Below are 20,135 nucleotides of genomic sequence, written 5' to 3' on the forward strand. Positions count from 1 at the left end.
GAGCGAAGTCAGCAGCGATGTAATTGCATCCGGGGAGAGTCTCATACAACCTCCCCTTCGCTCTACGAGTTCAGGTAGCCGTCGGCTTGCGATTTAGCCTCTTAACCGAATACGAATGCTGATCAAATAAAGCCCGTTAGAGAGAAATGGGCAATAAACTACTCTGCATAACCAAGCGCTTGTAAGTGTTCACTGAGTGCTTTTTCGTCATAGTCATCTACCATATTCGCGGCATCCTCTGGCTCTTCTGCGATATGCTCTCGTCGTTTTCCAGCATCATGGACAAGCCAAGGAACTTGTACTAGTTTCGGATGATATACGCCGATGGGATGTCCCCACTGTTGAACTGGTAAAGGCCATACTCGCTCCCCGAGTAATTCACCATGATCTGCAGTAATAACAACTCGGCCTAGACTGATATTACTGGCCGATAATAATCGCTTGACCGCCTGCAGAACGAGATCTAGATTTTCACGGTAAGCCCGAAGCATCATATCTCGGCTAACGGCTGAATCGGTAGCTAATTCTTCGGGGTTCATGCCTGGTTCAAAGTGCTGCTGTCCGTATGAACCAAGATATGGAAGATGTGGCTGTGCATAGTGGATCACCAGTCGCTTCTGTGGATACCGCTCAGCTATTGTAAGTGCCTTATCAGTCACTTGTTCTGGTGGTGCGACAAGCTGTGACCCGTGCGCGTCGGCCAACTCAGCATCTAAAACACCCTCAAAGTCGTACCATTTTGCGTTCAGTTGATCGGCAAACTGAACGTACTGTCCATTTGCTGACACACAAACCGTGTCTGTGAGATCACGCTCAGTAATATTTGCTTTTAACCATTCCGGTGTTGCTGCGCCTAGCGATTCAACCATTCGAAGTTTCCCTGGCATATTTGCTTGCTCACTAAATATATCATATCGGCAAGCATCAAGAATAATGAGGACATCCCAATCTTCTTCGAAGACAGTGATTCCTTGATCGTTAAATTCCGAATTATTACGAGCCGCATACCAATATCGAGCTAGTTCACGTGCAATTGCCCGTCTGTTAGGGAGATCAGCCCTCTTTATGCGTTGTTGGAGACGAGGAACCATGACTACTGTTTGCTCCAACGTAGTACATGAGTCTTCTCCTTTGTGAACTACTCTACCTCACACGCCAAATATATACTCAGTACATCACAAAGCCGGTTAGTTGAATCGTCTGCTTGCAGAAGGTGTGTTTAAAACCCAGCAAGCGGACAATGAAATCCACGAAGACCAGCTCCTTAACTTCCTCGTCAACTCCCTTGACAAGGAAGTTGCTCTCACCCTCGCTGAAAACGTCGCCTCGATCTCTATGCTTTGTGAGAGAAGCGAAAATGCACCTCACGAAAATTCGGTTCTCTACCATCTCCGCACCAAGCTCGACCTAGAAACGCTCGAACAAGTTGGCAACACGCTCCTCCAGAAGGACGTTCTCAAGGTCCTCCCCGAGCAGGTGGAGGTAGTTTCGGATCTCCACCTGCGGCCCTACTATGAAGACGAAGACGACACCGACGGACTCTATCACTCGGAGGCGAAGCGTGGAACCACTGCGTTTTACGCCTACAAGCGTGGAACCACCGCGTTTTACGCCTACGCCACACTCTACGCGCGTGTGAAGAACATAACGTTACGCGCTGGCGGTGTCGTCGTCTTGATGTCAAGGCCGTCTATCTTGACCGCGAATTCTACGACAACAAGTGTGTGACGCTACCTCACGCGCATAACCACGCCTACGTGATGCCGATCGTCCGGTGGGGAAAGACGATTAAGCAGGAACTCTCGGAAGGCTGTAGTCGCGTCATCCAACGTCCATGAGGTACTGAGACCAGGGATGGAAGTCTACTGTAGTATAATGTATGAATTCGGATTGTTGGGGACGCTGTATCTATTCCCTACCTCCTCTCGTCGCTCTCTCATTATTATTCAAAATCTTTATTATATAATTGATATGGTTATCAAATAAATGCCCAATCCCCAAAAGTACTATAATCCTCCTCTATGAAATCCCGCTAAATGTCTCCAACAGCCGGTTGGCCCACTCCTGTTATTGCGCTCGTGTTATTCCCGTTTGTCGCACTTGTTGCGGTCGTCACATTTCGGCGAATGCAAGAGGATTTCTTTCATCCACTTGCTTTAGTCGGTGGTATTGTTACCTACTACATCCTCACACCTGGGTTGTACCTGCTCGCCACTGGGAACTTTCGCCTCGAGCATCCTAGCGGCGCCTACGCAACGTTGTTAGCGGCGGTTTGTGTACTGGCCGCTACGTATGTTGCTATCGTGGCTGGCTATCGACTCTCTGACTCGAAATCGAACGCCCTTATTACGCGTCTTATTAACCATCGGCCAATTCGGAGCGATGGCGGCAGATTTATCAGTATAAATGCAAAAAAAGGGACGGAAATAGATGTTTGTCGTGGACTTGTATGGGTCGGATCACTTGCCATTGTTGTCGGAGTGATTTCCTACCTTTATTATGTATTTGTGAACGGTGGATTTATCCGGCTTTTGACTGTCCGGCCTCGGACAGCATTTCAGAATGTCCCAAATACCGGTCGATATAAACTCTTCGCAACAGCAGGTATCTATGCAGGCACGATCGTAGCATTGGTCGGAATGCGCCCGAAGATCGAACGCCGAACCCTTTCGAAGTTCGAAAGAGTGGCGATTACTGTACTCATTCCATTCGTACTTATGGTTGCTATTTCATTCCGTTCACGCATGAATATCGCTATCATTGGCGGGTTCCTCATACTCTATTTCTACAGTGCCAAACGGATTCCTGAAAGGATAATCGTTGGTGCAACGGCCGCGCTTGTTGTTTTCGGGTTGTCATTTTCGTTTGTTGAACGGGTCATCACCTCTGGTGAAATTTCTTTAGCGCTTCTCATTGAACCGTTTGTGAGCAACATTCGATTGGAGATAATCATGGAAGTTATTCGAGAGGTTCCGCGCGCCCATCCATATCAATTCGGCAGTACACTATGGTGGATAATTCCGAGCGGAGTTCCGTGGGCACCACCGCGGATGGGGAATCAAATCGAATCGATCATATTTGGCACATCACGGGATACGTATACTGCCCCGGCACTATTTGTCGCTGAAATGTGGCTGAATTTTGGGCTCGTTGGCACGCTTCTTGCAGGGGCAATCTACGGCGCCTTGCTAAATGTTGTCCACGAAGCTCAAAAATATTTGAATAGCCCACTTACGCGGGGAATCCAACCCTTGGTGTTGCTTACGGTGCTTAGCGCACTACCGACGAGTTTCGAGTGGTCAATTCGTTCGATGGGATTTCGTTTAGTCTTCCCAACTATCCTCGCGATTGCTACTGTCTATATCGTATCACGTATCGTGCTCCCTCGACTACGACCGATTTCTCCTTAACTTTAGTTTATAATATAATTATATGAATAAATAGAACATAACAGAAAGTGTCACATACAAGGACGCAGGATTGGGAAACTGTGTCCAGCGCACTCATACCCAGCAAGAAAAGGATTCTCTCGACGAGTTCTTCAATCTTATAGCTACCGAGACGCTTGCGTTGTTCGAGCATATTGAGTTCAACTTTCTCGAAGACTTCGACGTGTTCGCCCCCGCTCGTCGGGGGCGAACACGGACCATCACCCTCCAGACCTATTCCGAGCGTTCCTCCACTGCTGCTACAAAGACATCTACGACGTTCGTCCGGTCACGTAAGAACTGCAGAACACGGTCGTGTGGTTGAGTTGTGGTTCGAACGACCGCCGTCGAGAGACGCGGTCGATCGGTTCCTCACTGACCTCGAACACATTGTCGACGAGACCTTCGACCACCTCGTTGAGCAGGCCGCGGGCGGCGGCCTGCTCGAATTGGCTTACTGCATCGATTCAACCGATGTGCGTGCGATGCCAGCCGATCTAGATGCCTCGAAATGCCACGACTCAATCGCTGAGGAATACTACTACGGCTACAGCTGCACGATCGTCTCAACCGGGGCAAATATCCCCATTGCCGTAGAGTTCACCGAGAGCAAGCAAGCCCCAGAGGAGACGGCGATCTGGATGATCGGTGACAGTGTCTACGACGCGCTCGACTGGCACAACCACCTGCTGGCCGCAGGGGTCGTGCCAGTCGCCCCGTACAACCCGAGAAACACCGACGACCGATTGACATTGAGTACAGAGTCGAAGACCGTATTGAGCATCATGCAACGAATGTTCAGCTGAAGCAATCGATCTTAGACGAGACGTACAACCGCCGGAAACAGGTCGAACGAACCAAAGATGCGGTCAAGGATTGCGACCTTGAGGCGCTGCGCGCCCGAGGACGCGTCCAGGAACGAGCGCAGGTGTTTTTCCTTGCGCTGTGACTTCGGCTCATCGTTGCCATCACCAACTACGAACGAGGAGACAAGCCGGGAAGCACAATCATCACGGTGTGAGGAGAATTCTATAACAGCCTCAAATAAGGAGGAAAGAATACATTTCATTTTAGGTAATAAGAAATCCTGATGTACAAATTTCCTGGATTTTCATTCTGCAACCAGTGGCGATGCGTCTTCAATTTTGGAAACGTCCTACCCATTAGCTAAAAGGATGACGCTAAACTCTCTTCCTCAGAGGTGAGCAGAGTGAACAGAGTAGACTGGGAGACAGCGTCATCCTTAAGTACCGAAACTCAAGGAGAAAGCCCATGTTTTCAGTCGTGAAAGAAGTCAGTGTCGCTGTGGGAATGCCTTACTTTCGGGGTTCGAATGACGTAGCACGACACTCACCACCAGGTGTCCGTCGTTCAAACAGAGCGAAAAAAATGTCTACCGGTCGTGTGATCCTGATGTCTATACAATAGGGCACTACGATTCAACAAACAAAGAACAGTTTATGGAGTCATGAACCCTATTGAAATCCTTTCTCCCACATCTGATATAGAAATAGGAAATCCGGCCGCAACGAACAAAATAGGATAGATCCAGGGGCAGTAGGACGAATTAATTCACGCGTATCCAAGATCCTCTAATCTGTCTTTTACTTCGTCTGGTACATCATTATTTTCTTCAACAGTACGAATATTCAATTCGTCGCAAATCTGCTGTATTTTCTCGCTGATATTCGGTGCCCGCTCTGCACCAGTAATTTGGATTCTCGATTGGGTTTCATACCCATAGTAATCTTGCGAATGAGCATACCCGCGGAGATTTTTATTGTACCTTTCCACGGCCTCTTGATACCCATTTTCGTTCAACTTTTTCTCACTCCAAGACGTAAGTCCGTGGTACTCAGTCAGGAAAGATTTTGAGAACATTCCATCTCTGAGATCCCGCCCGCGTGATTCCCCTTCAATATCAGCGAGTGTCTGGATAGTACGGTGCGCATCCAAAATACTAGCTGCACGTGATTCGCTTCCTGATAAGCCCTCTCCTGAAATAACGAGCGGTACGTGAGTCAATTCTGGATAGACACCGTATTCGTGACCCCATGAATCGTGCTCACCGAGGAGTTCACCATGGTCAGCGAGTGTAATCACATAATCAAACTCTGAATTCAAATGGTTGAATATTTTCTTATAATTATCGGAGAGATACCTAGCACAGTCATCATATGCTTGTTTTGTTTGTTGAGCATTAACTTCACCGATGCTAATGTTTCCGACTGAGTCAGTTAGTTCCGGTTCTTTGACGGTTTGAAACTCAGGAGGTGCGCGATATGGCTCATGTGCTTCCATAAGATTGAGAAAGAGGAATTCTTGTTTACCAAATTGTGTGTCACGAAGCCAATCTAATGCTTCGTCTGACCCCCCATATTCAGTGGGATTTCCACCATAACGAAGGAGATTGATCCCCGATAACAGGGAGGGAATCGTTGCAGAGTCGTCTCGAAGACACGCATATAATGCTTTAAGATACTTCTCGACACCAGTGCTGTCTGCATTTCGATTGTAGCCTAGCCAATCAAATTGATCGTCGTCGTTTAACTGTTCAATCTTTGCAGGCGTTTTGAATTGGGTGAATCCCCGATCGAAGTCGAAGTGACCAGAGACGTGCGTGTTCGCACTGAATGCACGAGTTGTATATCCAACCTCCTGTAATTGTTCTGCGATTGCTGGTTTGTCCGCATCAAAAAACATATTTGTCGCATGAACGCCTACTTCACTTGAATAAAACCCCGTAAACAGGGAAGCGTGAGCGGGTACAGTCCAATTAGCCGTTGAGTAGGCTCGTTCGAAACGTTTCCCAGGAAGCCAATCGAAATGCTTGTCGAACGCGTCTTTCCGAAGAGTATCAAGAACTACAAGTGCAATATTTGTCATTTTAACCTCGTACTTCGACTGAATAATTCTAATCACTCATCCACTGTTTAGTTTTCCATCTTCTCTAGAGGATGCTTCGCTATATACTTTAGCAGGATTAAAGCAGTCTAGAACATAATCGATTGGATCTGGTGAATCACTAGACAGCGTCGACTTCGACCGTTAGAACTTGGAAGATGAAGCGGGAAACCGCCGATGCTCATGTCGAAAATCTCCCGCTTCACAACCAAAGCGGTCACGTTGGCTAAAAATGTTGTTGATGACCGAGGCGAAGTCGCCGCCCCAAAGGGGGTGGCGGTTTCGCCGACTACGCCCTTCTATCGCTGCATTGTCTGCGGATTTCCCTCGATGAATCGTACCGCAATGCACTCGATCTGCTGAGCGAAATGCCGCATATTCCGGGGAAGATCGCCCTCTTCGAGGCCGATCTCCCAAACCACTCGACGTTAGTCAAAGCGTTTGATAGATTCAAGATGAAGATCTAGCGAGTGCTGCGTCTGTCGGCGCAGCTGCACAATCCCTCAGGTCACGCTGCCATCGATGTCACGTTTTTCGACCGCGAAAACGCCAGCAAGCACTACTGCTGCCGCACGAATTACCGCGTTCAAACACTCAAAGCGACGGCTCTCGTCGATACTCAAACGCAAGCTGTTCTTGACGTGCATTGTACGCCCGAGAAAACACACGACACACAGCCCGGCTGGCAGGTCGCCTGCCGCAACGCAGGTGACCTGCAGAACCTCGCCGCCGACAAAGGATACGATTGGATGCGATTACGCGAGAAGTCGAGGAAAGAAGACGTGAGACCGCTGATTAAACATCGCAACTTCCAAGCCATTGACCACGTGCATAACGCGCGGGTCAATGGACCTCGCTACCGCCAACGATCGATGTGTGAGACCGTCTTTTCGTCGATCAAACGCACGCAAGGCGTTGCCGTGCGTGTGCGAACGTGGTACTGAGAATTTCGTGAACTCGTCGTGAAATGTGTCGTTCACAACATCAAGCGTGCCGCGACGCAGTGAAATCAAATGCCGTATGGCGATTCACTAAAGACAATCGATTTAATAATGCTGTAAATTGGCGACCTGATGCTACCATACGACCAAATAAAGCCCCGTCGTCAGGATCGAAGACGGCGATTGCATTATTTACAACTTATAAATTAAATATTATAAAATACGTGATCGCAAGTCTGATGATCATGACCACGAAAACAGGAACTACTTACAGTTCCAGAAGGGTACGTAATTTACATGACTACTATCGCAGTAATCCACCCAGATTTTTCGGTAAAGGGCGGTGCGGAAGCTGTTTGTATGAATGTATTAGAGGCACTGCAAGAACGTTACGACGTCACCCTGTTTACCACACAGACACCGGATTTCGAGGAACTGAATCCCTACTATAACGCAGATGTTGGGGATATAACTGTTCGGGTTCCCACATGGAATACATTATTGAACGAGACGATAGGTCACCGATTAGGTCTTCTAAAATATGCGATTCTAAACCGTGCTATCCGGGATTCGTTGCATTCGTTTGACCTCGTAGTCGGAACGTTTAACGAGTTAGGAACGGACCTCAACCCAATTCTCTACTTCCATCACCCCATCTATTCCCAACCAAAAGTTGCGCTTGATGCAAGGAATCAGACTGGTTCACGAGATTTCTATAAGGAACTCTGTCGGCTCGTTGCTGGTGTTTCCACAGAGCGGATCCAAGATTCGATGGCACTTGCAAACTCTGATTGGATGGCCGAACTCGTAGAAGAGGAGTACAATATCCGACCGAAAACTATCTACCCCCCAGTAGATACGGAGGAATTCAACCCCGTTCCGCACGACGAACAAGAAAACGGCTTCGTTTCGATCGGTCGCTTTGCACCCGACAAGAACATCCTTCGAAACATCGAAATCATCACTCGACTTCACAAACGTGGTCATGACGTTCACCTCCACTTGATCGGACCACCTCATGTGTCAGACTATCAACAACAAATAGAAGCGAGAGCTGAGAAACACGACTTCATTCATATAGAGAACGAAGTTAGTCGTAAAGAGCTGGTTCAACTGGTTAACACGCACCGATACGGACTGCACGGGAAGAACAACGAGCATTTTGGGATGGTCGTTGCAGAAATGGTTGCTGGAGATGCCCTTCCCTTTGTACCCAATAGCGGTGGTCAACGAGAAATCGTCAATAATCAGTCCACCCTCCTCTACGATACTGTTTCGGAGGCTGTAGAGAACATCGACACTGTCCTCTCGAATCCAGACCTCGAACGAGAGCTTCGAACAAACCTCCCGTCGATTACCGAGCGATTCGGTCGGAATCGTTTTCGAACGGAGATTCGAGCCGTCGTAGAAGAGAAACTCGACGAGACATCCTCACGCGCGATCAAGGTGGAGTAGTTCATACTATAGGAACTACTGACTTTTCGATTTGAAGGCGGAATCTATTATAGAACCAGATTAGAAAAAGGAAACTGATGAAGATCGGTCTCGACGCACGAACGTTAGTTGGAAATATCTCGGGAGTTGGCAACTATCTTGCGAATATCATCGAGTCGGGTGCCTTCGCGGGGCATACGCTTTACGCATATTACGACGACCGCGCGAACGAATCCCCTGCATCGATCGAAACCCCAGAGAGCACCACGCTCATTTGGCGACCGATACGCTCTCCCAGATTCGTAGACGATCTGCTTGGGCCTGCTGCACCAGCTTGGTGGGTGAACGTAACCTTGCTAAGGGCGCTAAAAGAAGACCGGATAGGCGCGTTCTTCGGACCGAACTTTGTTCAGCCCATTTTGTTCGATGGACCGAGTGCGATCATCGTCCATGATATGATTCATCGAACTTATCCGGATGCACACCCACGGTTGTATCGTCTCTACCTTCAAGCGTTTCTCGGCAGAGCAGTCAAGAAGGCAGATCAGATCATTACTGTCTCAAGCCACTCGGAACAGGACCTCCAGAAATACCGCGATGTGCAACCCGAAAGAATCTCGGTAGCACCGGGTGCAGCCAACGAGCGCTATCGACCGCGCGAACTCTCGTCGAATACACGTGAACGATTACGAGAAGAATACGATTTACCCGACCAGTTTCTCCTCTATGTCGGAAACATCGAACCACGGAAAAATCTAGTAACGGTTATCGAAGCGCTATCCTTGCTAAACGAGGAGGAGCGACCCCCACTCGTAATCGTTGGTAAAGAGCAACTCGCGGATGAAACGTTTAAAACGGCATACCAACAGTGTCGCTTCAAGGATCAGATCACGTTTACCGGCTATGTCGCGGAAGAAGATCTCCCACTGCTCTATAATATGGCCCGCATTTTCGTATTTCCATCTCTCTATGAGGGATTTGGTCTCCCTGTCTTGGAGGCGATACAGTCCGGCACGCCCGTCATTACATCGAACACCTCGTCGCTCCCGGAAGTGGTCGGTGATGCGGCAGTAACGGTCGATCCCCAGGACGTATCCTCAATCAGCCAAGAAATCAGCGAACTGTGGACAAACGAGCACGCACGAGACGAGTATCGAGAACTCGGGTACGAACGAGCAACCGAATTCTCGTGGCAACAGACGGCAAAAAAGATTGCGGAAACCTGGGATTCGATGTTCTGAATCGAAATCACTATCGCCAACTCTTATTTCCCCTCTCGATAACTGTCGAACGATGATCGCTCTTCTGGTGACACTCGTTTTTATAATCGGCTTATCAACAATACTATACACTTACGTCGGGTATCCGCTCGCCCTTCTCATGTTATCGAAAATCATGCAACAGGATGAGGAGAGTTACTCAGGCTTCCGTCCATCGGTCACGATGATCGTCGCTGCTCACAACGAAGAAGCGATTATGAAGGAAAAGCTCGAGAACACACGGGCCATCGAGTACGACGGTCGATTCGATTGCATCGTTGTCTCGGATTCAACTGATACGACGGACGCTCTCGTCGAGCAATACGCTGGATCTCGAACGCGACTCCTCTCGTTAGAAGAACGACGAGGAAAGAGTTACGCCCTCAACCGAGCGGTTGCCAAAGCAACCGGAGACGTACTCGTGTTTTCCGATGCAAACACAATGTACGACTCCAACGCGATAACCGAATTGATCGCCCCACTCGCCGACGACACTGTGGGATTGACAACAGGGTCACTTCGGTTGGTAGATGCTGAGGGGAAGAGTACCGAGAGTTCTTATTGGAAGTACGAATTGGGAATCCGAAAACTCGAATCAAAGCTAGGAACGACGGTGAGCGCCAATGGTGGCATGCTCGCGCTACGACAGAAGGATTTCGATCAGATTCCGGAAGCAGCACTCACAGACGATTTTATCGTTGTACTACAGCAGGCAATAAGCGGTCGTCGGATCGTTTTTGTTGATTCAGCAAAAGCGACCGAACAGACAACAGGGGATCTCTGGCAGGAATACAAACGACGGATCAGGATCGGAGCCGGAAACTACCAGTCTCTCGTATGGTATCGAACGCTACTCTCCCCTCGACACGGGTTGATCGCATTCGAGTTTTTCTCACACAAAGTTCTCAGATGGTGTTTACCTGCAGTGTTACTGCTTGTCTTTCTGTCGAACGCTGTGCTTGCATTGCTTGTGCCGTCTTTGCTCGTGACTACACTACTGGTCGGACAACTTGCGTGCTATATCGCAGCAGTAGTAGGAATGATGAGTCCGCGCGCGCGGTCGTCAACACTGTTTGGAATCCCAGCATATTTCCTCAGTATGAACCTTGCTTTCGCATCCGGATTTGTGCGGTTCTTATCAGGTGCTTCTATCGATATCTGGACGTCTACCAGAGACGTCAGTTAAGAACGTCCGACGGGATCAATTGATGATAGATTGCAAACCTTCGTGCAATGAGATAGTCGGCTCATAACCAAGCTTTTTCCTTGCTTTTGAGATGTCTGCTTCGCTTTCTTGGATGTCCCCCGGGCGGGGATCCGTATGGACGATCTCCGACGACGACCCGGAGACATCACGAATCGTCTCGGCTAATTCGTTTATCGTAACGCTCTCACCAGTACCGACGTTGTATGCTTCTCCAACGTGGTCGGTCGTTGCTGCCAGCAAATTAGCCCGCACGACGTCGTCGATGTGGACGAAATCGCGCGTCTGCTTTCCATCGCCGTCGACAGTGATCGGTTCGTCGTTCGTTGCTTGGCGTTTGAAGATGCTGATAACGCCACTGTAATCGCCGCTCGATTGCCGAGGGCCATAGATGTTGAAGTACCTGAGAGCGACCGTCTCTAGTCCGTACAGTTCCTCATAGAGGTGGGCGTAGTGGTCAAGCGCGGATTTCTGTAACCCATACGGAGACGAGGGAGAAAACGGTTCGTCCTCCGAAATCGGAACGTCAGTCGGCTGTCCGTAAATCGCACAGCTCGACGCCAAGACGACGCGAGCGTCGAGGTTCCGTGCTCTCTCTAAGAGTGCGAGCGTCGCATCCAGATTGACTTCGTTCGAGCGCACTGGATCTTCGACGGATTTTTCCACACTTACGACACCTGCCTCGTGAAAAATCAGATCTACGTTCGCCGTTGCACGGTCTAGGGTATCGGAATCACAAATATCCCCTTCGATCACCGTCGCGTTTTCGTTCACGTTTGAACGTTTCCCGGTAGTAAAGTTGTCGAGGATTCGAACCTCGTTATCCGGGATGAGTACATCGACGAGATGACTTCCGACGAATCCCGCTCCGCCAGTGACAAGGATAGTTTGGGCGACTGGTGTTTGTACCATTCGTCTCTCTTGTGGAGAGCCCTCGATTAAATCTGTTTCTACTGGCGGAATAGTTGGGTGTGTTACAATCTCTCGAACTCATGATAGTGACCACTCTCGCATTCGGCCTTGAATGCGATCAGGTTCGATGACCCAATCGTCGATTAACTCCGTTTTCTCACGATAAATACACTCGTCAACAGCCTCAGGAAATCTTGAAATGAGAACTATGGAGACGGCTAGTTGTTACGAATGCAATTGGTATTAACAACATGTCGCTGAACGATTCATTTTCAGTAGATCGGATTCTTAAAGATGCCTTCTGAAACGATTGTTTCGAGAGCCGGCAACGGACAGAACACATCGATTTCAACCGATCTACGTCTATTCGTCTAGTACATTCTCTTTCTTGAGCAGTGTACTATTTTTCAAATATTATATTTGTAGAAAAATTACAAAAATTTAGCAAGCTAAATGGGGTCTTTACTCCACGTTGTCTTCATCGTGGATGAGATACCCGATGTCCCGCACTACTTGCCAGATTTGTCTTGTCACGATCTGGATGTCGAACCAGAACGATTGTCGGCGGATATACTCGATGTCGTACCGCAGTTTTTTGGCCGGTTCGTGGCCGGTCGCGTCACTAATTTGGGCGAGGCCGGTCAGGCCGGGCTTGATGAACCAACGCTTTCGCCACTCGACGACACCAGTTTCGATGTCAGAATCCAGTTCTGGTCGCTCTGGACGTGGTCCGACAACGCTCATGTCTCCCATGAGGATAGACCACAGCTGCGGTATTTCGTCCAAGTGGGTTCGCCTGAGAATCCGGCCGACGCGCGTCACGCGTGGGTCAACTTCACCCTTGTCTTCCTCGCTCACCTTCGCTCCAGTTTCGGCTTCTGCATCCGTAACCATACTCCGGAATTTGTACACTTGGAATGTCCCACCGAACTCTGCAGTCCGGGCCTGGCTGTAGAAGACAGGACCAGGACTATCGAGTTTGATAGCCAGTGCGATGCCGCCGAGAAGCGGGGCAAGCGCGAGGAGGCTGACTGTTGCGAACAGTACGTCGAACGTCCGCTTGAAGAGATAATCCTGCCAATCCCATGGTTCTAATGCGATTTCGACGAGTTTGTCGTCCGCCGTTGCTTCCGTTTTGGTGAGGACGCTATCGATATGTCGACTTGGAGCCTGCGCAGTCACACCGTGCTTGTGGCAGGTGTCGAGCGCACCGAAGAACTCAGCTCGATCGGTGGTCGAGAAGGCGAGAATCGCGGTATCGATGTCGTTTTCGAGCAGCACTTCCTCTAGCCGGGAGAGACCGCCAAGTCGGTGGGCCCCGGACAGCGGTTGCTCGCCCCATCCGTCGGCGACGAGGGGGGTTCCATGCTCCGATTTGATTCCGCGTCCGATCGGCGGCGAGACGTACCCCAGCACCGGGATGGTGGTGGTTTCGAGAACGGAGTCGATAGCCTCGATATCGTCGCCGACGACGACGGCACGCGCGTGCTCGTCAATCGGTTGCCGGCGAATCACGATGAACAGGAGTGGAAGGCCGAGACCCAATAGCGCCGTGACGACGATGAGTGTCGAACGCGGCAGGCGGTAGCTGTAATCGAAGTAGCCGATGGTCGCAAGCGCGAAACACGCTACCAACACCCGTTTTTCTGTGAGGAAAATGGTGTCAAGGATGCGCCGCGGCCGTGGCTTGTATATCGGTACGAGGCTGGCAGTCACGACCGTCGCAGTAATCAGCGTCGTGAGCATAAAGCGCTCTCCGGTAAGTACCTGCCCTGGAAGCTGGCTGACCACAGGAACAAGTGTCGTGACTGACTGCTGAACGGTGGAGAGGTTCGCGATTACGACGACGAGCATGGCGGTCAAGGTCGTACCGCCGATACTCGCCAGTCGATAACGGAGACCAGAGGCCATTAGCTGAGTAAGGGAGAGTAGACTTCATAAATGCTATGCCTCGTTAATATTAATAACTGTACTGAAATAGCCTTCAAAATGCAGAATAAACTACTATCTCTATTGTCGATCGAACAACTGGTAGTGTACGTCACAATGTAGTCACACAGATTTCGTCTCACGCTCACAGAACGATCTCCCAAAATGGATACATAGTATAATTCGCTTCACAATGCAAAATGCATTATCTTTCATAAAAGAATGCACAACGAACGATTCAGTAATGCTAGTACAATAGTAACTACTCCCTCGGCTTCAGTCGCTGGCTTTCTTCTATAATCGCGCGAGAAAATTATGGAAATAATGAAGGAAGCACTGCATTGCACCGAGAAGACGATTCGCTAACAAGAGGACTGGAAAACCGAATCACCTTTCTGCCCCGCACGACCCCGCTTTGACATGGCCGACCGCACCCTCCTCATCGCGCTCCTCGCTGGAATCCTCCAAGGTGTCTTCGAGTGGCTTCCCATCTCCAGCGAAGGGAACATTACCCTCTTTCTGACCGCCGCCGGAACCGCCCCCGAGGCGGCGCTGCGATTCTCGCTGTTCTTGCACGCCGGAACCGCCATCGCAGCAGCGGGATACTACCGGGGGGAACTCGGGGCCCTCCTCCGAGAACTCCCGAACTGGCGGCCCTTCATTCACGGCATCCGCGAGCGTGGGGTTGTCGGAATTCTCCGGGAACTACCGCACTGGCGACCCGCCTCGGCCTTCGAGGGCGACCGCGCCGATCTCACGTTCCTCGCCGTCGCCACTGTGGCCTCGAGCGTCGTCGGTCTCCTCGCGTATTTCACGCTCGATGCGGTCGTCACGGAACTCGCCGGTGGCGGGTTCGTCGCGCTCATCGGCGTGTTGCTGATCGGCACCGGCGTCCTCCTCCGGACGGTCGATAGTCTCGACATGGGTGGCCGCGACTCCCCCGACCTCGTCGACGCCGTGCTCGTCGGGGCGATGCAGGGGTTGGCCATCCTCCCCGGCGTCTCGCGTTCTGGGACGACCGCAAGTGCACTCCTCTTTCGCGGACACGACGGCCCGAACGCGTTCCGACTGTCGTTTCTCCTCAGCATCCCTGCCGCCGCCGGGGCGGGTGTACTGGTCGTCTTGGAGACCGGCGGGCTTCCGGCCGTCGAACCCGACTCGGCGCTCGTAGCACTCGCAGCCAGTGCATTCGTGGGGTACTTGACGATTGATGCACTGATGCGGGTCGTCGAGCGCGTCTCTTTCTGGGCTGTCTGCGTCGGTCTCGGTTCGTTGGCGGTAGTCGGCGGGGTTGCCCTGCTGGTCGTCTGATTCGTATCACGACACCGGTTTCGTCCCTGGCGAAGCTTTCGACCCCCCGACTATAATGTCCCGAATATTCCAGCATATTTATTTACAACACCGTAATCACATAACATATGACTGCAGCGCTCCGGTTTCGCGGAGACGGCGACTGCGCTACCTTCCAACTCTGGCTTCGAAAGCTGAAACAGTGCGGGAGCAATATCCTCGTCACCGGAAACGTTCCGGATACCGTGTCGGCTCGGGCCGCGCAAACCCTCTTCGGGCGTGCTCACCGCAGATATCGCATCCTGGCACTCATCGACCGGACGATTCACGACCCCGAAACGCGCCTCCCGGACTACGCGTCGGTCGAGGATTCGACGACGTGGCTCATCGACCAGCGACACGGAGAACGGTCGGTTCCTGCTGCGGCGACGACAGTGACGTCCCATCTCGACCCGCCGCAGACAAACGACATCCATCAACTCCGCGACGAGATTCAGACCGCGATTAGCTTCTTCGAAGAGCGTGATGGTGGACTGGAACCCGCAGAGTTGCGTGTCGGCGTTGATTCTCTGTTCCCGTTCGTCCAACGTGAGATGGCGGCAACCAAGCAGGCGCTGCGAACGCTCACCGCTACCGTCCGTGGCGTTCACGGGATGGCACACTATCACCTCCGCGTTTCCGACGACGCCGACGTCGTAGACGAGCTCGACCCACTGTTCGACGCGCGTATCGAACTCAGGAAGCGACCGGGGTTGAAGCCCGAACAGCGCTGGCACGCACCCGAACTCGACGTAACGACGGTGTGGGTAGAATTATAGGTCCGACAGAAAAAGAGGACGAGCAATGGAGTTCGACACACTCGACCGGCGTCCGGGACTCGCCATCTTCGACCCTATCGAGAACGCCCGGTTCGAACTCTACACCTCCGAATCCATCACGCTGAAGTCGACGACGACGGCCGATTTCTACTTCCCTGTCGATACCGCGGTTCAGTTCGACGCTGCGGTCATCGAGATTCCGAAACTCGTCTCGACGATCGTCAGAACACAGGACGGTACGATGGTTACCGACGCGACGACGAGCGGCAACCAGACGCTCTCCAGCGGAGCATACCTGCTCGAACTCAGCAGCACGCCGATGAAACTCTACATCGCCGTCGAAGGGGCACTCGAACTGTGTCCCGGCGAGACGTCCGTTACGGTTCGATTCGACGGCTTCCGTCCGGTTCGAATCGGCGCGCGGTCGTTCCACGAGCGCCCGGTCGGAACGATAACCGTCACCGACGACATCGACGATGCGATGCGCGCACTCTCGCTGCTCGGGTCGGCGTTGAAAACGACCACCTGCGAGCGGTCGTTTCCCACGCTCCGTGGCCACCCCCCGCTCATCGAGCGTGGTAACGAGTTCACCGTTCCAGGCGGCATCGAACGACCGAAGACGGGCGTGAAACTCGTGCTTCCACCCGAACGGAAGTACGTCTACCCGACAGCGTCGGTCGCGTACTATCTCGGTGCGGAACTCGTCGCCGGGGCTGGCCCCAGACTCGTCGCGAACGGGTTCGAATATCCACTCGACGGGTCGAATGGATACGAGACGACGGTCAATCGCGTGCTCCAGCAGGTGTTCTTCCTCGACTGTCTCACCCGTACCGAGGGCTACTACGAGGTCGAACTCCACGAGCGCACGCAGGTCGAACCGCTCGTGGATCTCGATTTCGCCGATCTGTACGGCAGACCGCTCCCCGAACAACTGGAGGCGTACCTTTCGGTACCGTTCGAGACGCTCGACCCGTACGTTCTGGACTGGCACCTGACGACCGACGTCGTCCCGACCGTCGAGAATCTTCCTGCGCTCCCGTACTTCGCCGACGAGTTGTCGCTCCTGCGGACGCCCCGGGACCCGGCGCGACACACCCCAGAGCCGACACCGGATATTTTCGACGAGTTCACGCGCTCGGCCCTCACCGCTGGCGATTTCACTCGCAGTACGAGCGAATCGTGGGCGTGGGACGACGACGAGATTTTCCAGATCGAGTCGGCGGACACCATCGAACACGCGTGGGTCGGAAACGGGTATCCAATCGGTGCCAACAAAGTTACGCTGGAATCGCTCCGTCGGGAGGTCGAACGAACTCCACCCGACGACTCGGCGCTGAAAATTCATGTCGTCTGCAACGACCACGAGATGGCCGAGGAGAACGTCGTCGGTCAGTTCTACGGCCTCCGTGATCTCATCACCTTCGACGTGTCGATACACGAGGAGACGACGACGGCCGACCTGGCCGCGCTGTTCGAAGCCGACGCCGATTTCATCCACTATATCGGTCACGTCGACGAAGACGGATTCCGGTGTGCCGACGGCTATTTCGACGCACGCTCGCTCGGCGACGTGAACGTCGACGCGTTCTTATTGAACGCCTGCCACTCCTACGAGCAGGGTGCGACGCTCATCGAAAAGGGGAGTCGCGGCGGCGTCGTGACGCTGGCGGAGGTCATCAACTCCTCCGCGACGAAAGTCGGCCGCGCACTCGCTCGCCTCTTGAACTCGGGATTCTCACTCCGTGCGGCGCTCTCCATCGCGAAAGACGAAGTCGTCGTCGGTACCGAGTACATCACCATCGGTGACGGTGGGTTGACGCTGTGTGAGGGAGATAGCGGAGCCCCGATGATGTATCGAGTCGAACGAGATGGTGATGAGTTCATTCTCGAACACTGCGCGTTTCCTGCTTCGGTCTACGGTCTCGGGTCGTTCGGCACATCCGAGATTGGTGATCCCTCGATACGCTACCTGCTTTCTGACCCAATGACGGAATTTCAGCTGACTAGAGAAGAACTTGATACCGTTTTGGATTTGGAACTATTACCCGTAAAAACCGATGGCAAGCTCTACTGGAGTGACGAACTTTCCGCGTCTAATCTCTGATAGTTCACGGTCCGTTCACTTGACTAGACGACGCCGCCGCCGCATTTCCGGCCTGCATCATCAGGAGACAGATGGTAAATAGAACGCCGATCATTCGTGGGTTCTCTGCCAAGTACGCTTGTGCGGAGTTCTCTGCCATACAAGTACTCGTTTAATCCATCATAATGTAATATTTTCTTAAATGATATTACTATTGCAAGATAGAAACAAACCCGCTATTGCATGACAAAATCCGACGGCGGCGACTTTTCACTCCGTGAGCCCGTCGAGAACACCTGGAAGGAGGGTGTCGGTAGTAGCGAGTTTCGATTCGAGCGCGTAGTGGAGTTCGGCGGCGGTGAGCCAGTCACTGTGCTGCTCGGCGAGGACGGCGAACAGGTCGGTCCGGGCCTCGAAACCGAAGACCTTGAGAGAGCGAGAGGAAAGTAATGTGCGCACATCGCGTTGATTGGTATGACGGTGGTGAAAAAACAAATACCTTGCTTTTGGCCGTCACCATCGTCCTCTCCAATAGTCAACAAACCAACATTCATTCGAGTGGAGGTTGTCGTAGCCACTGACGGGGAGAGACGACCGTGACAGACAGTGGTATCTCTGACATGTGTGCGTCACCAGTACAGGTCACCGACCTGTACCGGACGAAGGTTCCACCGTCGCGGTCGAATCTCCCCATCGTCCGGGCACCACTCACGAGCAACTCGGCCGGGAACCCCGAACCAACGGACGAAAAGGTGTCCGGTGAGTAGCATCCTGCAATGAAAATCGAGTTCCTCGGCGGCGCACGCGAGATTGGCCGGAGTGCCATCCTCGTGAACGACGCCCTCCTGCTGGACTACGGGATGGAGACCGGGAATCCACCCCGATTTCCGGTCGGCAACGTCGACCCCGAGGCGGTCGTCGTCTCGCACGGGCACCTTGACCACGCCGGGGCGGTTCCCTCGCTCCTCTCGGGCGACGCTCGCCCGCCCATCTACTGGACGCCCCCGACCAGCGAACTGGCATTGTTACTCGCGCGGGATACGCTCAAACTGCACGGCGGGAGCTACGACTGTCCGTTCACGGAAGAGGAGATTCGCCGCGTCACGCAGGTCTCCCAGACCCACGGCTACCGCGAGTCGTTCGAGGCCGCCGGCCACGAGGTGACTTTCTTCAACGCTGGACACATCCCCGGCAGTGCCCACGTCCTCGTGGACGACGGCGAGACGCGCTTGCTCTACACCGCCGATTTCCACACCGACGACCAGCAGATCGTCTCTGGCACGACCGCCCGTCCCGACGCGGACGTAGTCATCTCCGAGAGCACGTACAGCGACGTGACACACGACGACAGAGGCGCCATCGAAGCGCGATTCGCCGAGAGCCTGCGGACGACCCTCTGGGAAGGTGGCACGGTGGTCGTCCCGGCGTTCGCCATCGGGCGCACGCAGGAGATGTTGTTGCTCTGCGAGCAGTACGACATCCCGTGTTACGTGGATGGAATGGGCACGGAGGTGACTCGCTTCCTCGGTCGGTATCCGGGCTTCGTCCGCGACGCGGACGCACTCCAGAGAGCGAAATCCCACGCCCGCTTCGTCACTGGGCGAGACGGACAGCGAAAGCGCATCGCCGACCAGAACACGGCCATCGTGACGACCTCGGGGATGCTGAGTGGTGGGCCAGCGATGACCTACATTCCGCAGATTTGCGCGAACCCGACGAATAAAATCACGATGACTGGTTACCAAGTCGAGGGAACGCCCGGTCGGAATCTGCTTGAGCGTGGACGCGCAGAAATCAACGGCCAAGTGATGCCTGCATCCGTCTTTAGCTAAGACGAGAACCGCGTGACAGTGACGGCTTATCGAGGCTACTTTTCGAGAGGAATGAGGAGGAGAAGTCAGTGCACGACTCTCGCTCCTCATCAAGAATCATG

General features: G+C 52.7%; 15 protein-coding genes and 3 pseudogenes. 13 read left to right on the forward strand and 5 right to left on the reverse strand.

From position 1 onward, the window contains the following. Positions 1–158: 158 nt before the first annotated feature. Positions 159–1,091, reverse strand: coding sequence for an alkaline phosphatase family protein (locus ACR3FF_RS19965; RefSeq protein ID WP_458189879.1), 933 nt, complete (start codon positions 1,089–1,091; stop codon positions 159–161). A gap of 124 nt (positions 1,092–1,215) precedes the next feature. Between ACR3FF_RS19965 and ACR3FF_RS19970 the strand changes: the two are divergent. From ACR3FF_RS19970 to ACR3FF_RS19980, 3 genes and pseudogenes are all read left to right on the forward strand, one after another. After that, positions 1,216–1,829: pseudogene (locus ACR3FF_RS19970) on the forward strand (ISH3 family transposase); the annotation flags it as partial. 207 nt (positions 1,830–2,036) lie between these two features. Beyond that, on the forward strand, positions 2,037–3,410 hold the full coding sequence (locus tag ACR3FF_RS19975; RefSeq protein ID WP_458189880.1) for a hypothetical protein: 1,374 nt from the start codon (positions 2,037–2,039) through the stop codon (positions 3,408–3,410). Positions 3,411–3,480: 70 nt separating this feature from the next. Continuing rightward, positions 3,481–4,449, forward strand: a pseudogene (locus ACR3FF_RS19980) (transposase). A 551-nt stretch (positions 4,450–5,000) separates the two neighbouring features. Here the strand turns inward: ACR3FF_RS19980 and ACR3FF_RS19985 are convergent. Then, positions 5,001–6,314: a sulfatase-like hydrolase/transferase gene (locus ACR3FF_RS19985; protein ID WP_458189881.1), complete on the reverse strand. Its 1,314-nt coding sequence runs from the start codon at positions 6,312–6,314 to the stop codon at positions 5,001–5,003. A gap of 201 nt (positions 6,315–6,515) precedes the next feature. Between ACR3FF_RS19985 and ACR3FF_RS19990 the strand changes: the two are divergent. The 4 genes and pseudogenes from ACR3FF_RS19990 to ACR3FF_RS20005 all read left to right on the forward strand — a co-directional run bounded on the left by ACR3FF_RS19990 (position 6,516) and on the right by ACR3FF_RS20005 (position 11,152). Further along, a pseudogene (locus ACR3FF_RS19990) lies at positions 6,516–7,339 on the forward strand (IS5 family transposase). A 231-nt stretch (positions 7,340–7,570) separates the two neighbouring features. Next, the gene (locus ACR3FF_RS19995; protein WP_458189882.1) at positions 7,571–8,728 is read left to right on the forward strand and encodes a glycosyltransferase family 4 protein; all 1,158 of its coding nucleotides are present in this window, start codon (positions 7,571–7,573) and stop codon (positions 8,726–8,728) included. A 77-nt stretch (positions 8,729–8,805) separates the two neighbouring features. Further along, positions 8,806–9,948 carry a glycosyltransferase family 4 protein gene (locus ACR3FF_RS20000; protein ID WP_458189883.1) on the forward strand — a complete coding sequence of 381 codons (1,143 nt, stop codon included), beginning with the start codon at positions 8,806–8,808 and terminating at the stop codon, positions 9,946–9,948. A gap of 52 nt (positions 9,949–10,000) precedes the next feature. Next, a complete protein-coding gene (locus ACR3FF_RS20005) occupies positions 10,001–11,152 on the forward strand; it encodes a glycosyltransferase family 2 protein (protein ID WP_458189884.1) in 1,152 nt (383 codons plus the stop codon). A gap of 15 nt (positions 11,153–11,167) precedes the next feature. Here the strand turns inward: ACR3FF_RS20005 and ACR3FF_RS20010 are convergent, their stop codons facing one another. After that, a complete protein-coding gene (locus tag ACR3FF_RS20010) occupies positions 11,168–12,082 on the reverse strand; it encodes an NAD-dependent epimerase/dehydratase family protein (protein WP_458189885.1) in 915 nt (304 codons plus the stop codon). A 462-nt stretch (positions 12,083–12,544) separates the two neighbouring features. Then, positions 12,545–13,993: a sugar transferase gene (locus ACR3FF_RS20015; protein WP_458189886.1), complete on the reverse strand. Its 1,449-nt coding sequence runs from the start codon at positions 13,991–13,993 to the stop codon at positions 12,545–12,547. A 438-nt stretch (positions 13,994–14,431) separates the two neighbouring features. Here ACR3FF_RS20015 and ACR3FF_RS20020 point away from each other — a divergent pair, with 438 nt between their 5' ends. The 3 genes from ACR3FF_RS20020 to ACR3FF_RS20030 all read left to right on the forward strand — a co-directional run bounded on the left by ACR3FF_RS20020 (position 14,432) and on the right by ACR3FF_RS20030 (position 18,223). After that, complete coding sequence (locus ACR3FF_RS20020; protein ID WP_458189887.1) at positions 14,432–15,322, forward strand: undecaprenyl-diphosphate phosphatase; 891 nt, start codon at positions 14,432–14,434, stop codon at positions 15,320–15,322. A 107-nt stretch (positions 15,323–15,429) separates the two neighbouring features. After that, on the forward strand, positions 15,430–16,119 hold the full coding sequence (locus ACR3FF_RS20025) for a DUF7504 family protein (protein WP_458189888.1): 690 nt from the start codon (positions 15,430–15,432) through the stop codon (positions 16,117–16,119). A gap of 25 nt (positions 16,120–16,144) precedes the next feature. Continuing rightward, positions 16,145–18,223 (forward strand): hypothetical protein, encoded by a 2,079-nt coding sequence (locus tag ACR3FF_RS20030; protein WP_458189889.1) that lies wholly within the window; start codon positions 16,145–16,147, stop codon positions 18,221–18,223. Positions 18,224–18,227: 4 nt separating this feature from the next. Here the strand turns inward: ACR3FF_RS20030 and ACR3FF_RS20035 are convergent, their stop codons facing one another. After that, the gene (locus ACR3FF_RS20035) at positions 18,228–18,362 is read right to left on the reverse strand and encodes a DUF7503 family protein (RefSeq protein ID WP_458189890.1); all 135 of its coding nucleotides are present in this window, start codon (positions 18,360–18,362) and stop codon (positions 18,228–18,230) included. Positions 18,363–18,445: 83 nt separating this feature from the next. Here ACR3FF_RS20035 and ACR3FF_RS20040 point away from each other — a divergent pair, with 83 nt between their 5' ends. The 3 genes from ACR3FF_RS20040 to ACR3FF_RS20050 all read left to right on the forward strand — a co-directional run bounded on the left by ACR3FF_RS20040 (position 18,446) and on the right by ACR3FF_RS20050 (position 20,034). Then, positions 18,446–18,652: a hypothetical protein gene (locus ACR3FF_RS20040; RefSeq protein WP_458189891.1), complete on the forward strand. Its 207-nt coding sequence runs from the start codon at positions 18,446–18,448 to the stop codon at positions 18,650–18,652. Positions 18,653–18,798: 146 nt separating this feature from the next. Continuing rightward, a complete protein-coding gene (locus ACR3FF_RS20045) occupies positions 18,799–18,969 on the forward strand; it encodes a hypothetical protein (RefSeq protein ID WP_458189892.1) in 171 nt (56 codons plus the stop codon). Positions 18,970–18,978: 9 nt separating this feature from the next. Next, positions 18,979–20,034, forward strand: coding sequence for an MBL fold metallo-hydrolase (locus ACR3FF_RS20050; protein WP_458189893.1), 1,056 nt, complete (start codon positions 18,979–18,981; stop codon positions 20,032–20,034). The last annotated feature ends 101 nt before the right edge of the window (positions 20,035–20,135 follow it).

Source organism: Haladaptatus ordinarius (genome assembly GCF_054177595.1).

Bases quoted from the DNA above. Each gene is read 5' to 3' on its own strand.
- ACR3FF_RS19965 (WP_458189879.1), bottom strand. From the start codon at position 1,091: ATGGTTCCTCGTCTCCAACAACGCATAAAGAGGGCTGATCTCCCTAAC.
- ACR3FF_RS19975 (WP_458189880.1), top strand. From the start codon at position 2,037: ATGTCTCCAACAGCCGGTTGGCCCACTCCTGTTATTGCGCTCGTGTTA.
- ACR3FF_RS19985 (WP_458189881.1), bottom strand. From the start codon at position 6,314: ATGACAAATATTGCACTTGTAGTTCTTGATACTCTTCGGAAAGACGCG.
- ACR3FF_RS19995 (WP_458189882.1), top strand. From the start codon at position 7,571: ATGACTACTATCGCAGTAATCCACCCAGATTTTTCGGTAAAGGGCGGT.
- ACR3FF_RS20000 (WP_458189883.1), top strand. From the start codon at position 8,806: ATGAAGATCGGTCTCGACGCACGAACGTTAGTTGGAAATATCTCGGGA.
- ACR3FF_RS20005 (WP_458189884.1), top strand. From the start codon at position 10,001: ATGATCGCTCTTCTGGTGACACTCGTTTTTATAATCGGCTTATCAACA.
- ACR3FF_RS20010 (WP_458189885.1), bottom strand. From the start codon at position 12,082: ATGGTACAAACACCAGTCGCCCAAACTATCCTTGTCACTGGCGGAGCG.
- ACR3FF_RS20015 (WP_458189886.1), bottom strand. From the start codon at position 13,993: ATGGCCTCTGGTCTCCGTTATCGACTGGCGAGTATCGGCGGTACGACC.
- ACR3FF_RS20020 (WP_458189887.1), top strand. From the start codon at position 14,432: ATGGCCGACCGCACCCTCCTCATCGCGCTCCTCGCTGGAATCCTCCAA.
- ACR3FF_RS20025 (WP_458189888.1), top strand. From the start codon at position 15,430: ATGACTGCAGCGCTCCGGTTTCGCGGAGACGGCGACTGCGCTACCTTC.
- ACR3FF_RS20030 (WP_458189889.1), top strand. From the start codon at position 16,145: ATGGAGTTCGACACACTCGACCGGCGTCCGGGACTCGCCATCTTCGAC.
- ACR3FF_RS20035 (WP_458189890.1), bottom strand. From the start codon at position 18,362: ATGGCAGAGAACTCCGCACAAGCGTACTTGGCAGAGAACCCACGAATG.
- ACR3FF_RS20040 (WP_458189891.1), top strand. From the start codon at position 18,446: ATGACAAAATCCGACGGCGGCGACTTTTCACTCCGTGAGCCCGTCGAG.
- ACR3FF_RS20050 (WP_458189893.1), top strand. From the start codon at position 18,979: ATGAAAATCGAGTTCCTCGGCGGCGCACGCGAGATTGGCCGGAGTGCC.